The organism is Shewanella sp. TC10, from assembly GCF_009663145.1.
Lineage (GTDB): Bacteria > Pseudomonadota > Gammaproteobacteria > Enterobacterales > Shewanellaceae > Shewanella.
Window position 1 is genome coordinate 84700 of the sequence record NZ_VKHR01000011.1, and the last position, 13489, is coordinate 98188.

A 13489-nucleotide genomic window follows, 5' to 3' on the forward strand; every position below is an offset into this window, starting at 1 on the left:
CATACCCTAATGGCAGGCCGTATTTTCACAGTTAAGCGATTCCTTTTATTGTGCTTTTTAACAATCGCATTAGGGCTTGTCTTGCTTCAACAAAACTTCAGGCCATTAGCACTCAAGTTCATCAACTCATTAACTGAACCCTATCATGTCGAAGTCATCGATGTGGAAGTGAAGCTGACGGATCTAACCCAGTTTAAACTAACAGATCTTAACCAATTATCTTTACCCTGGCTTAAGATGCGTTATCAAGACAGTGTCATTGAGCTTAAGGAAATTCAATTAGATTTATTTGATGGTTATAGTGCTATCAAAAGTATGTCTTTAAGTATTGAGGATATAAAAGCGCTACATGTTGCAGATATACAGGTCAGCTTAGGTGAGAGTTTTTTACAAAGACAAGAGCAAGGTGAAAATTCTGACAACCTTGGTTTAAGCATAAATCAAATACCACAGATAGCTTTAGATAATATCAGCGTTTATCTGCCTACAAGATTGCAAGATAAAGTCCCCTTTCCAATAATTCAAACTCAATACTTGCAACTCGCTGATATCCCAACTGATGAGAAATTAAATTCAAAAAATACAGGACAGAAAGCTGCAAAAATACTGTCTGCGACACTAAATCTAATGGAACAACAGGTTCTTAAGTTCGATTTAACATTAGACAAAGAGCGCTGGCAGCTTAACCATCAAACCGATATAGATACACTTCTTGTAGGGGTAGCTAAATTTAATGGCGCATTGGGATCAACTTTTGATCAAGTCTCAAGCCAAATCAACAAACAGAGCAATGTGAGCAAGAGTGCTAAGCCCGAGTTCATGACGGCACTCGATCGTTTTGTGCAGCATTTAGAAGAATCACAAATTGAAGTTAACGGTAAATGGAATAGCCAAACAACGCTCGATTTAGTCCGCGGGTCTATCGCAAGTCAACACAAGATTATTCCAGTAGCGGCCCCTCAGTCAGCAGATATCGCATTTTCAGCGAATACAACTAACACATCTTGGAAGCCAATCATTAGCAGTCCATTACTTTCAAGTATTGCATTTACGCCAGAATCGACGATTGAGTTTGCTATAGACTATAGCCCTGTTACAGACAATTCCCCTGCTAAAGTAGCCTTGGCGCTACAACCTATTATTTGGCGCCTTAAGACTCACCATCAGCAATTAGATGAAATAATCACTTTATTTAACTTATCAGATTTAACTGTATTAGATAAGCAAGCCACAATTTTGGCCGCTGAACTCTCACAGCCAATCGATTGGACTTTATCCTTAGATAAGCCCTTAACGATTGAAATGCCAATCAATAACCAATCTATGGTTAATGTTTTTAATACCGATTTAAGCTTAAATGTTAGCCATCCAACCCTTTCTGCAATGCTCAATATTAATGAGTTTTCAATAGACAATTTATCTACTGACCTTATATCTAAGGGCCTTGGTTCAGTTGAGCCAGACAGCTTACAAATAAATTCAGCACTAAGCCTTAATATCAAACAAAAGCAAAAGGTTGATCTACAGGCTTATCAGAACAAAGAAAAGTCAGTCGCGAATAGCATTGTCATTAATGACTCAGAAGTTAATATTTCTGCCACTCTATCTGCTGATGCTCAATCAGCAAAAATTGCCTTACTACCACAATCTGAAATACACACAGAGCAGCTAACGCTGCAATTACCACATAAATCATTATCTTTTGACAACCTATATTGGCAACTCACAAAACCTGCAAGCATTCAAACAAGCTATGGGTTCAGTACGTCCGAAGTGAATGGACTGTCAGGTTCTCAATCACAATCAAATATAGATCAATCTGCCAAGCTGATACTTGCTGATTTTATGCTTGGGTTTGACTCATTTTCCTTTATTAACCATCAAGACAGTTCTCTTTTAACTGAAAGCTTTGAAATTTTTCTAGGCGCCTTCGAACTAAAAGCCCAACAGGATATTGAGTTATCAGTCAATTTAGATACGAATAATCAAGCTGTATCATCAGATATTAACGCTATTGCAAATAATACTACTGCAATTAATGCTACTGGGATTCAATCAAGCTTGAAGCAATCAAATCAATCGAATCCTGGGCTAGTTTCTGAATTACTCGCGCAAACTAATGAAACTGAACTGGATTGGAGCTTACAGAATATTCGTATTGATAAACTTATCCCTAATCGTTCAAAAGTACGTCGATACAAAGTGCTGCGTCTTGATGAAATCACGCTTAATCAGCAACTTCGTTTACAACAGCAGTTATTGACAGGTAGAGAGCTTTGGCAGTTAGATGAGCTATTACTATCAAGCTATCACCTACTCAGATTACCTCAACAGCAAACACCTGTTTCTTTAGCGGGGCAATGGCAAGTTGATACTGATTTACAGTCAGTAATAAACACCTTAGGCCAAACTCAAATGTTACCCGATAATTTAACGCTATCAGGCTACAATAAACTCAACGCAGGATTCGCCCTCAACGAGAGCCAAGGTGTCTCTTTATTTGAAATGAAATTTGAGCAGCAGCTGACTCAATTGGATGCCAAATATAATGACAACTTTTTTTATGATGCTAACTTAACTTCAAACTGCCAATTTAACTGGCAACAAGTTCATAGTACGCCTAGTCAGCCAACAACCTATAGCCAAAGTCGTCTTTTATGCCAGCAAGCTGAGCTTAATATTGCAGATGCTTATGTCGGTGTAAATCTTGAAAACATCAATCTTAAAGCCAATATTTCATTGGGAAAAAATGATGAAATACCCGCTAAGAATTGGTTACAGGAAATTAGTGGCCTTAGTGATACCGATGTTAACTTAACTGCCTGCGGTGATTTATTAGATGGCCAATTCCTCATTCCTGAATTTTATGTCAAATTACATGACAAATCTGAAGGTTACTTTGTATTAAACGGCATCAGTTTAGAATCATTGTTAGCCGCACAACCCCAAGTAGGTGTTTATGCTGATGGTATTTTCGATGGCGTGCTTCCAGCAACTTTAATTGATGGAAAAGTGACTATAAAAGGCGGCCATTTAGCCGCTAGACAACCTGGTGGGCTAATACAAGTCTCCAACAATCCAGCCCTCGAACAAATTCGTAATACTCAACCTTATTTAGACTTTGTAGTACAAGCGCTAGAACATCTGGAATACAGTCAACTTAGTAGCAGCTTTGACATGGAAGATAATGGCGATGCTTCCCTTAAAATACAGGTAAAAGGTAAAAGCCAAGACATTGAAAGGCCTATACATTTGAACTATTCTCATGAAGAGAACTTGTTCCAACTATACAAAAGCACGCAGATTGGAAACAGACTGCAAAATGATATTGAACGTTCCGTGAAGTAAATTTCGTGAAGTAGAAGGACAACTCAGTGAAAATTCATTCGTTATATAAGTTATTATTATTGTGCTCAGGCAGTTTGCTCATCACAGCCTGTTCCCCAACGGTAAAAATTGCCCCGCCTGATAAACCGATTGAGATAAACCTCAATGTTAAAATCGAGCATGAAATCATCATAAAAATCGATAAAGAACTGGATATTTTACTAGAAAATGAAGAGTTATTTTAATTAATAGGGATCACATTATGAAGCTAGCAATCATTGCCTTATTAACAGGGCTATTAATATCGGTAAATGCTTATGCATTAACACTGCAACAAGCAAAATCACAGGGTTTAGTTGGCGAGCAAACCAATGGATACCTCGGCTTAGTCGTCAATAACACTGAAGCTAAACAGCTTATGACTGAGGTTAATGCGAAACGAAAACAGCATTATCAAAAAATAGCTAAAAAAAATAAACTGTCTACATCAGATGTTGCCAATAGAGCCGCCAAAAAAGCCATTGCAGCTGCTGACAAAAACCATTTCATTCAAAATTCTGCCGGTAAATGGCAACAAAAATAAACGCCCTACCTCAACTTACAAAGTAAATGTCAGCAGTAAAAAATCTATGGTGTTTTTAAACCCCAATCTTACTGACTGCATTTACACGGGTAAGGATTATTACCAAAACCTTTGGTTTATGCCTTATTCATTTCGTAAGTTATTAGCATTATTATAATTTTTAACAATATCAATTGTGCTTTATCGTATTAGCCTGCAATCACACAAAGCCCCCGACACACCTAGGTTTAGCTTAACTTTCCGAACTCTGAATTTTCTAAAATTTAAAGTCACCTTTCAATAACCTTATTTCATAAGCGGGTATTTTTTTAATCAATCAAAAGTGTTACATTTGTAACGCAAGTCAATTTTTTGTCTGGTGTCATTTTTCCATTAACCCTTCTTACTTTGAGCATATGAACAAATTCCTTTCTGTTATTGTTGCACTCATAATGTTGATCAGCCCAGTGCAAGCTAAACCTGTCGTTAACGTCGGAGGTTATTTATTTGCGCCGTATGTGAATATTACCGAAGGGGGCATGTTCCAAGGTTTTACTATTGATTTAATCTCTGCATTTAATGAAATACAGTCAGAAGTTAATTTCCAGTTCGTTAACACAAGTATTGGCAATCGCTATCAAGCTTATAAAATTGGTCGTTACGATATGATGATTTTTGAAAGCCCTGTATGGGGTTGGCAGAATTTTGATACCATTTTTATCCCACTTGATATTAAAGATGGTGAAGTATTTATCACCCTTAGAGGCAGAAATAAAAATCAAAGTTATTTTTCATCGTTCGAGGGGAAATCACTCAGTCTTGTCAGTGGTTACCATTACCAATTTGCCGATTGGAATACCGATGACAATGAACTGGCTGTTAATTTCAATGTTCAGTTTGTCCACACTAATAAAGCATCGATTGAAAGTGTGCTTAAAGGGCGAGCTGATATCGCGCCAGTGACATATTCATACTTAATGCACTACCTGCAAACACACCCAGAAACACGATCGCAGTTGTTGATATCTGACAAATTAGATCAATCTTATTCCCACAGTATTTTAATCAATCCAAACGCTATTATCTCAGCAAGTGATGTTAAACAATGGTTTGAGGAAATAAGACATTCTGGAAGATTAAAAAGAATAGCCGACAAATATAATGTCGATATTTAAGGTTTACTCTAAGTGCTAAATCAAAAGGTCTATAAGAATAATGTTCTAATTGCGACTAAAATAAAACTTGCTGACAATATTGCCGAGAGGCTTTGATTACCAAGTACCCTTGATTACCAAGAATCTTTGCAAATACTATCAACAAGTTATATTTATAAGTAGTAAGACAAACGCTCAGCACGCTAACTTCAAATCTAGCGTCAATTCTAACTTCAGCCCTAGCAAACTACATCGTCACCATTGCCCAATATTCAAGACGAGATTTAGGGTCAAGCACAACCTTTTTACACAAATCTTTATACTTACCCATTAATGGGCCTAATCCACTAGAACCGCCTAAACTGGCAATTTGTTGCTCTTTTGCTGTTGCTACAGCTGCTTCTACTTTGTCAGCAGCCATGTACTGACCCGCTAGCTTTTCAGCTTCAAGCCCTGAGTCTTTAAGCCTTCCACCCACAGCCTGCATTTGTGGCGCATCCATTCCCATAATCACGCCTGATGCAATCTCATAATACGCAGCGCACTGCACCAGCTCATTACTGAAAGCTTCTTCCGCTTTGTCTTGGGCAAAACTCGTCGAGGAAACTGTTAGCAAAACGACTGACGCAGCTAATTTAAATCCTTTGTTTAACATGAAATATCCTTGATTGTTTTTATCATTTATTTAGGGCCTGTTGATCTTTACTGGTTAAGTTTTGTTCGAAATAAAAGCGTTTTAATCGAGGCGAATGAATTGATGCCTAGTTATCTAAGCAAAGTTCATTCAACAAAGAGTAAAACGCTTTTAGTCGAACCCTTCGGGCAGCGTTTGTTGGTCATTTTTACTGCGTTATCGACTTTTTATGTAGAATAACTACACCACAAAGTCTCTGCCTTATACAAATGACCGACAATTCGCTGCAAAAACAACCTTGAAAGGTCAACAGGCCCTAGCTAAAAAGCTGAATATCTAAACCATCATGCTTAATGATTTAGTAATTAATTTCGGTATGCAAAATGGCCGTCGCATTTTGTTGCTGATAATAATCTAAACGATGCTTTAAATGCTTTTTCACTGTGGTCCATTCTGTGTCAATAATGGAATACACCACAGTGTCTCTGACAGTGCCATCTTTAAGTAACTTATGGTTTCTTAACACGCCATCTTGTTTAGCCCCTAAACGCATAATGGCTTGTCTTGAAGTTTGATTATGCCAATGAGTTCTAAACTCTACCGCCATCACATCTAAGGTGCCAAAAGCGTACTCAAGTACTAATAATTTAGTTTCGGTATTTACAGCGGTTCGTTGTGCCCTTTTGGCATACCATGTATAGCCAATTTCTAAACGTCGGTTGGGTTGATCCCAATGACAAATACGAGTGCAACCAATAATCTCGCCTGAGGTTTTCTCTCGCACAACAAAGGCTAATGCTTCACCACGGCTTTCTTGTGCTAACGCTTTTTCAACATACGCCTTCATGTCATCAGGGTGAGGAACACTGGTATACCAAAGTTCCCACAAATTCCCATCAGTGGTGGCCAAGCTTAATGCCGCCACGTGATCAAGAGTTAATGGCTCTAAAATGACATGTTCACCAGTTAAACAAGTATCACTGTTTACTTCTGTCATTCATCTCTCCTAATAAGTTGTTAACTGACTCACACAAATACAGAATACATGATCTAGAGCAGAATAAAATCACCTTTTTATTCGGAAAATCAACAGGCCCTGTTTGCTTCTATAGGTAGCCTCGTTTTCATTGAGCTTTCCGGCTGCAATCTTGCTATTTAAGTTTAATCAAATAAAAAGCCAATATTTTTCAATATTGGCTTTGCACAGCAAAAGCTGTCGTTGAGTATATTAAGTCAATTTGCAGTTGGGAGCTGCAACTGACAACACCAGTAAACCGTGTTTATATGACGATTTAACGATGACGAGATAACTAGTTGCCCCATAAATTAAGCAACCAGTGTAAATCTTCGTTATTGATTAAAAGTCAGTTGATACACACTCGTTGTACCACTCACTTCGTTACCAATCACTAATAACGGCATACCTGTAGGGTTTGATTCTGCGCTGATAAACTTCATCCCTTCAGGACCAAGATCGCCAGCTAACTCTGGTTGGCCGGTGATATCATCTCCATCAATTTCAAAATCAATGTCGAAATCACGGTTAATCACATAATCAATAAAACTGACGTTGAAAGGATTAGTAATATCGTAAACCATGAAACCGCCCGTTCGCTCTAAACCAATAAAGGCATACTTTTTATCACCGATTTCGCCAATAGCAAGTGCTTCTGGCTCTGGACCTTTATCATCACTGCGACTATCGCCTTTGCTTTCTTCATTATGATTATTAAAGTTTTCGCCTAAAATTGCAGCCGTAATACGCTCAAACTGACTGCCACTATCGAATACTAATTGACCATCATGGCTCCAGATTGAAAATGAACGAGCGCCATACGATACGATTTTATCCATATCGCCGTCGCCATCTTCATCACCCATACTTGTGGTGATTTTCAAACGACCAAGCTGAGTGTCATCTTGAGCGGCTAGGATTTGAGGGTGACTTGGGTCTAAAGTTAAATCTTCAGCGCGTTCTTCTTCAGAAAAGCCATCGTAATCTCTAGCGTCACCTTCGTTAGCCGTTACGATGAAGTCTTGACCATGCCACTGATAGCTAGCGATAGTATCTGGTTGGTACATACCATAAACGCCTTCGTAAGCTACAATATTAATGGCATCATCTTTGTCACTGGCATCAATTTCGTTACCCGCTTTTCCATAATCTTTAAGACCCAACGCATTAATGCTTTCAACCGAGTTATCTTCAAGGTTGATCACTGCAATAGCATTGTTTTCTTGCAAACTCACGTAGGCATATTGATTATCTTTTGATACCGCAACATATTCAGGTTCTAAATCCTGTGATACCGATGCGCCAGGTCCATTTAATTTAATTAAATCACTTAGCTCATCATGGCGTGCATTACCTGCATCAAATTCGTTAAAGGTAATTAAGGTCGCTGTATCTGCTGGCATGCTATCAAGGATATTGATCACTGCTACAGTCCCTTCAGGGTCAACTGTGTATGCAGAGTTTGGTTCACCTTCATTGGCAACAATGACCTTGGTGCCATCATGAGTAAACATGACGTTATCAGGCAGTGCACCAACAGTGACCGCTTTAATGAAACTTGGCGCTTCAGTTTCTGAAAGTTGGTAAAAAGCGATAATGCCATTACCTTGAGTAGCATTTCCTGCATCATCCTCACGCTCAACAGCTGCAGCTAAAAGGTTGTCAAAAATACTAATACTATTAACGCTGCCTAAACCTGTCATTTCAGCATCTGTTGCTACATCTAAGCTAAATGCTTTACTCAGGTTATTGAGGGTACTTGATTCTGCATCATCAGCGGCTTCGGTATTGAGTGCCGATAAGTCAATCGCATCGACCATACCACTTTGCGCGTTTACGACATAAGCAAGATGACTAGCGGCATGATAATCGACAATCTCTGCGGCGCTTTTTCCGAAAATACCTGATTCATAACGACCTACTAAACCTAAAGATAATGCGCCTTGTGACGAATTACAGATAATTTGTGCTTGATCACTAATCACCTCGTCATCATCAAGAACACCATTACTATTAGCATCGATTCCAGTATCGATTTGCTTACCACCAAAAGGACACGTGGCGTGGCCTGACGCTAAAGTGCTCGTTGCAAGCAGTGATGTTAGGCCATTTGAGCCGTTAATACCGGCAACGCCATTCACACCATCAGTTCCATCATCGCCATCACAGCCAGCTAAAAACATCATCGAAACTACTGCTGCTAGTGGTAAAATTTTGGTTTTCATTATCATTATCCTGTTGCGTACTTGTTATAAAAATTCCAAGTAAGCTAACCAAGTTCAATGACAGTCAGTCGACACTCTTGTTAATCTATTGTTACATTCCTTTCAATCAGTTAAGTAAAGATTTTGATACAAGTTTAATTTCATTAATTCCCTTTCGTGTGGTGTAAACATGTTAAAATCTTTTATGGAATATTCTTAAATTCCTTTCCTTGTTGTCTGCTTTCTTTTCTATAACTGAGGTAAGTGTGAGCCCGTCTTCTAACACTCATTCTGGTGCTACGGCACAATACTCTCCAAATCTTGCCATGTTAATTCCGATGCTGGCTGCGATTGTTGCTATCACGCCATTAGCAATTGATATGTACTTGCCTGCGATGTCGGCGATTGCATTAACTTATGATGCTCATGTCACCACAGTGCAGCAGTCATTAAGTATTTATTTAGCAGGCTACGCATTAGGTATGCTGACTTTTGGTCCATTAGCAGATAGGTTTGGACGTAGACCGTTAGTCATTTTTGGTTTGAGTGGTTTTACTCTCATTAGCTTATTTATCTCTTTCAGTAGCAGTATCGAAGTGTTTCTCGCACTACGATTTGTTCAAGCATTTATCGGCGCTGCCGCAACGGTGGTTGTGCCAGGTTATATCAAAGAGGTATACGGTAAGAACACAGCTAAAGGTATGTCTTATGTCAGTTTAATCATGATGTTAGCGCCATTACTCGCACCAACTTTAGGCAGCTTAATTTTAGAGTTTGGGGAGTGGCCATTAATATTTATAAGCCAAAGTTGTTATGCCATCGCCTTACTATTGCTAGTGCTGTTTAAGCTTAAAATGCCCAGCGATAAAGCCAAGGATACTCGAAGTACCCAATCATTTTTTAAATCTTATAAAACCGTGTTATCTCGCCAAGGGGTTAAAGTTAACATTACTTGCGGGGTACTCACCTCGTTTGCATTTTTCTGTTATTTAACCGCATCACCTTTCATTTATATGGAAGTATTTAATCTTGATAAGTCACTATTTGCCATATTGTTCAGTACCAATGTCGGCGCATTAATGTTGGCAAATATCGTCAATTCACGCATTGTTGGTCGCTACGGATCAAACAGAATGTTATTTGTGGCAACTGTTTTTGCTACCTTGTCTGCAACTGGACTGATTATCGTTAACTTAATCGAGCTAAGTTACCATTACACGGTGATAATGCTTATCCCATTAATGGGTTGTCTTGGGATTATGTCAGTGAACGCTGATGCGATCGTTTTAATGAAATTTAAAAAAGAAACGGGTACAGCAACAGCTGTTATTGGAACACTTAGGTTTGGTTTTGGCTCGTTAGCAGGCCCATTATTGGCTTTCTTTTACACTGGAACAGCAGTGCCCTTTTCAGCCATGATGTTGATATCAGTAATGTTGGTTATGGTTTGTTTACTATTTCAGCGCACTCAGCCAAGTGTTTAACTGCTTTATACTTAAGCTCTTTATACTTGCCTTTATGCTATAGCACTTTATACGTTAACCCCTTTATACAATTTGTATAAAGGGGATTCTTTTAAGCTCAATTAAGTGGACTGCTATCAACATTTTAAATTATTTAAACGCTTTAACTTTGAACTAATGTGGTCTCAATACATTTATGGTCTCAGTACATTTTCTCAGAATGTATTTGGTCTGAGTGAATTTGCTAAGAGTGCTTTTTCTACGAAGCTAAAACTTATATCAAACTTCCCCCTCGATTAACCTAAGCTACCTCGCGCCAAACTCTCTTAACCGTTCTCATCAACACTGTTATCAAATCTGTTATAAAACACAACAATAAGAACGTATCTGCAGTTTTCATCACATTCAGAAACTCATAGCCTTTATTCAATATTATGCAATTTATGATGGATTTAATGGTTATTGATGACTTAATAATTAATTATTTTAAATATTCATGAAATCCGCTCAAGTTTAATAATAAATTTCTAAAACCCTCTTGTATCAAGTTCAAAATTAATTATGATGAAATCATCTTGTTTCACTTGGTGTTGTATAAACAACTCATATAGCAGGACAATTATCTAAGGCGGTTATCGACTGCAAAGATAAACGAGTTCGAATTACCATTCGGGCTTACTTTTAGAACGATTACCGTCGTTGTAACAAGATACTGTTTACCCACAACGGTAACTTAAGAGGATTTAGCAATGGAAAAATTATCCGGCGCAAGCATGATAGTGCGCTCGTTAATCGATGAAGGCGTAAAACACATATTCGGCTACCCTGGTGGCTCAGTTCTTGATATCTACGATGCACTTCATAAAATTGCAGGTGTAGAACATATCCTTGTAAGACACGAACAAGCTGCAGTCCATATGGCTGACGGTTATGCCCGCGCAACGGGTGATGTCGGTGTCGTGTTAGTTACCTCAGGTCCAGGTGCAACCAATGCTATTACAGGTATTGCGACGGCCTACATGGACTCAATCCCAATGGTTGTGCTCTCAGGACAGGTTCCGAGTAACCTTATCGGTAATGATGCCTTCCAAGAATGTGACATGATTGGTATTTCTCGCCCAATCGTTAAACACAGCTTTTTAGTCAAAGATCCTCGCGATATTCCTGAGATCATTAAAAAAGCCTTTTTCATCGCCTCTACAGGCAGACCCGGTCCTGTGGTTGTCGACTTACCAAAAGATTGCCTGAACCCTGAGTTATTGCATGATTATATTTACCCAGAATCAGTCAATATGCGTTCATACAATCCAACAACGTCTGGACATAAAGGCCAAATACGCCGTGGTTTACACGCGTTATTAGCCGCTAAAAAACCAGTACTTTATGTAGGTGGTGGCGCAATTATTTCAGAATGTGATAAGCAGGTTTTACAATTAGCAGAACGTTTAAACATTCCAGTGATTAACACCCTTATGGGCTTAGGTGCATTCCCAGGCAGCCATCCACAATTTCTTGGCATGTTAGGTATGCATGGTCGATATGAAGCCAATATGGCAATGCATGAAAGCGACCTGATTTTTGGTATCGGTGTACGTTTTGATGACCGGACAACGAATAACGTCGAAAAATACTGCCCTAACGCCACCATTTTGCACATTGATATTGATCCCGCATCGATCTCAAAAACCGTACGTGTTGATATTCCTATCGTTGGCTCTGCGGAAAATATTCTTGATAGCATGTTAAAACTGCTTGATGACACCCAAAAAACCAATGATGCTGAAGCACTTGATTCATGGTGGGCTGATATCAATAAATGGCGTGAACGTGACAGTTTAGCCTACGACAAAACAACCGATCGAATAAAGCCTCAGCAAGTGATTGAAATGCTGCACAAGCTTACTGATGGCGACGCTTATGTCACATCAGATGTTGGTCAGCACCAAATGTTTGCCGCTTTATACTATCCATTTGATAAACCTCGTCGCTGGATAAATTCTGGTGGCCTAGGCACCATGGGCTTTGGTTTACCTGCCGCCATGGGCGTGAAAATGGCAATGCCAGATGAAACTGTTGTATGTGTCACTGGTGATGGTTCGATACAAATGAATATTCAAGAGCTTTCAACAGCACTTCAATATGACACCCCTGTAAAAATCATCAACTTAAATAACCGTTTCTTAGGCATGGTGAAGCAGTGGCAAGATATGATTTACTCAGGTCGTCACTCGCATTCTTACATGGATTCAGTGCCTAATTTTGCCAAAATTGCCGAAGCTTATGGCCATGTTGGTATGACCATTAGCGATCCAAACGAACTTGAATCTAAGCTTGCAGAAGCATTAGCAATGAAAGATAAACTGGTATTTGTTGATATTAGCGTTGATGAGACTGAGCATGTGTACCCTATGCTGATCCGTGGCGAATCAATGAAAGATATGTGGTTAAGCAAAACGGAGAGAAGCTAATGCGTCGTATTATTTCTGTATTACTTGAAAACCAACCGGGTGCATTATCCCGTGTTGTCGGTTTATTCTCTCAGCGTGGTTACAACATTGAAAGTTTAACGGTAGCGCCAACAGAAGACACCACACTGTCGCGCCTTAACATTACTGTGAATGCTGAAGCCAATGTACATGAGCAAATCGAAAAGCAATTGCATAAGCTAATCGATATTCTCAAAGTGTCTAACATTACTGAAAATGCGCATATTGAGCGAGAGTTAGCCTTAGTAAAAGTAAAAGCACAAGGCGATATGCGTGAAGAAGTTAAACGCACTGCGGATATTTTCCGTGGTCAAATCGTTGATGTGACATCGAGTTTGTACACCATTCAAATGGCAGGAACCAGTGACAAAATTGATGCCTTTATTAGTGCGCTCGCTGAAGTGACTAAGGTGATTGAAGTATCTCGTTCTGGTGTTGTAGGACTTGCTCGCGGCGATAAAGCCATGAAAGCCTAACAAATACTGTTTGAACCATATATACAAGGTTTGAAAAGTGAATAACAATTACCTCAGCTTACGCCTTGCATTGTTATCCGAGCTTGTGCCTGACAAAGCATCTTGAGGTAACATGGGTATAAAGGGAGCGATCGCTCCCTTTATACCCATGTTACCTCAAGATGCTTT

Annotated in this window: 10 protein-coding genes; 7 read left to right on the forward strand and 3 right to left on the reverse strand. The window is 39.1% G+C overall.

Annotation, left to right across the window (positions count from 1 at the left end; genetic code table 11):
- Positions 1-81: 81 nt before the first annotated feature.
- The 4 genes from FNZ24_RS05925 to FNZ24_RS05940 all read left to right on the forward strand — a co-directional run bounded on the left by FNZ24_RS05925 (position 82) and on the right by FNZ24_RS05940 (position 5064).
- Positions 82-3348, forward strand: coding sequence for a YdbH domain-containing protein (locus FNZ24_RS05925; protein WP_194945006.1), 3267 nt, complete (start codon positions 82-84; stop codon positions 3346-3348).
- 32 nt (positions 3349-3380) lie between these two features.
- Positions 3381-3572: a YnbE family lipoprotein gene (locus FNZ24_RS05930; protein ID WP_416384819.1), complete on the forward strand. Its 192-nt coding sequence runs from the start codon at positions 3381-3383 to the stop codon at positions 3570-3572.
- 17 nt (positions 3573-3589) lie between these two features.
- On the forward strand, positions 3590-3910 hold the full coding sequence (locus tag FNZ24_RS05935; RefSeq protein ID WP_153913544.1) for a YdbL family protein: 321 nt from the start codon (positions 3590-3592) through the stop codon (positions 3908-3910).
- Positions 3911-4341: 431 nt separating this feature from the next.
- Entirely contained in the window at positions 4342-5064 is a 723-nt protein-coding gene (locus FNZ24_RS05940; protein ID WP_194945007.1) for a substrate-binding periplasmic protein, read from the forward strand.
- Between the two features lie 226 nt (positions 5065-5290).
- Here the strand turns inward: FNZ24_RS05940 and FNZ24_RS05945 are convergent, their stop codons facing one another.
- From FNZ24_RS05945 to FNZ24_RS05955, 3 genes are all read right to left on the reverse strand, one after another.
- Entirely contained in the window at positions 5291-5698 is a 408-nt protein-coding gene (locus FNZ24_RS05945) for a hypothetical protein (protein ID WP_153913546.1), read from the reverse strand.
- Positions 5699-6035: 337 nt separating this feature from the next.
- A complete protein-coding gene (locus FNZ24_RS05950; protein WP_153913547.1) occupies positions 6036-6674 on the reverse strand; it encodes a GNAT family N-acetyltransferase in 639 nt (212 codons plus the stop codon).
- Between the two features lie 353 nt (positions 6675-7027).
- Positions 7028-8917, reverse strand: a complete 1890-nt coding sequence (locus FNZ24_RS05955; protein WP_153913548.1) for a choice-of-anchor I family protein — start codon at positions 8915-8917, stop codon at positions 7028-7030.
- 305 nt (positions 8918-9222) lie between these two features.
- Here FNZ24_RS05955 and FNZ24_RS05960 point away from each other — a divergent pair, with 305 nt between their 5' ends.
- The 3 genes from FNZ24_RS05960 to ilvN all read left to right on the forward strand — a co-directional run bounded on the left by FNZ24_RS05960 (position 9223) and on the right by ilvN (position 13321).
- Positions 9223-10380 carry a multidrug effflux MFS transporter gene (locus FNZ24_RS05960; protein ID WP_153913553.1) on the forward strand — a complete coding sequence of 386 codons (1158 nt, stop codon included), beginning with the start codon at positions 9223-9225 and terminating at the stop codon, positions 10378-10380.
- Between the two features lie 728 nt (positions 10381-11108).
- Entirely contained in the window at positions 11109-12827 is a 1719-nt protein-coding gene (locus tag FNZ24_RS05965) for an acetolactate synthase 3 large subunit (RefSeq protein WP_153913549.1), read from the forward strand.
- Positions 12827-13321, forward strand: a complete 495-nt coding sequence (gene ilvN / locus FNZ24_RS05970) for an acetolactate synthase small subunit (RefSeq protein WP_153913550.1) — start codon at positions 12827-12829, stop codon at positions 13319-13321. Before FNZ24_RS05965 ends, ilvN begins: the two co-directional genes overlap by 1 nt.
- Positions 13322-13489 lie beyond the last annotated feature (168 nt).

Coding starts and splice junctions, on each gene's coding strand:
- FNZ24_RS05935 (WP_153913544.1), top strand. CDS start 3,590: ATGAAGCTAGCAATCATTGCCTTATTAACAGGGCTATTAATATCGGTA.
- FNZ24_RS05940 (WP_194945007.1), top strand. CDS start 4,342: ATGTTGATCAGCCCAGTGCAAGCTAAACCTGTCGTTAACGTCGGAGGT.
- FNZ24_RS05945 (WP_153913546.1), bottom strand. CDS start 5,698: ATGTTAAACAAAGGATTTAAATTAGCTGCGTCAGTCGTTTTGCTAACA.
- FNZ24_RS05950 (WP_153913547.1), bottom strand. CDS start 6,674: ATGACAGAAGTAAACAGTGATACTTGTTTAACTGGTGAACATGTCATT.
- FNZ24_RS05955 (WP_153913548.1), bottom strand. CDS start 8,917: ATGAAAACCAAAATTTTACCACTAGCAGCAGTAGTTTCGATGATGTTT.
- FNZ24_RS05960 (WP_153913553.1), top strand. CDS start 9,223: ATGTTAATTCCGATGCTGGCTGCGATTGTTGCTATCACGCCATTAGCA.
- FNZ24_RS05965 (WP_153913549.1), top strand. CDS start 11,109: ATGGAAAAATTATCCGGCGCAAGCATGATAGTGCGCTCGTTAATCGAT.
- ilvN (WP_153913550.1), top strand. CDS start 12,827: ATGCGTCGTATTATTTCTGTATTACTTGAAAACCAACCGGGTGCATTA.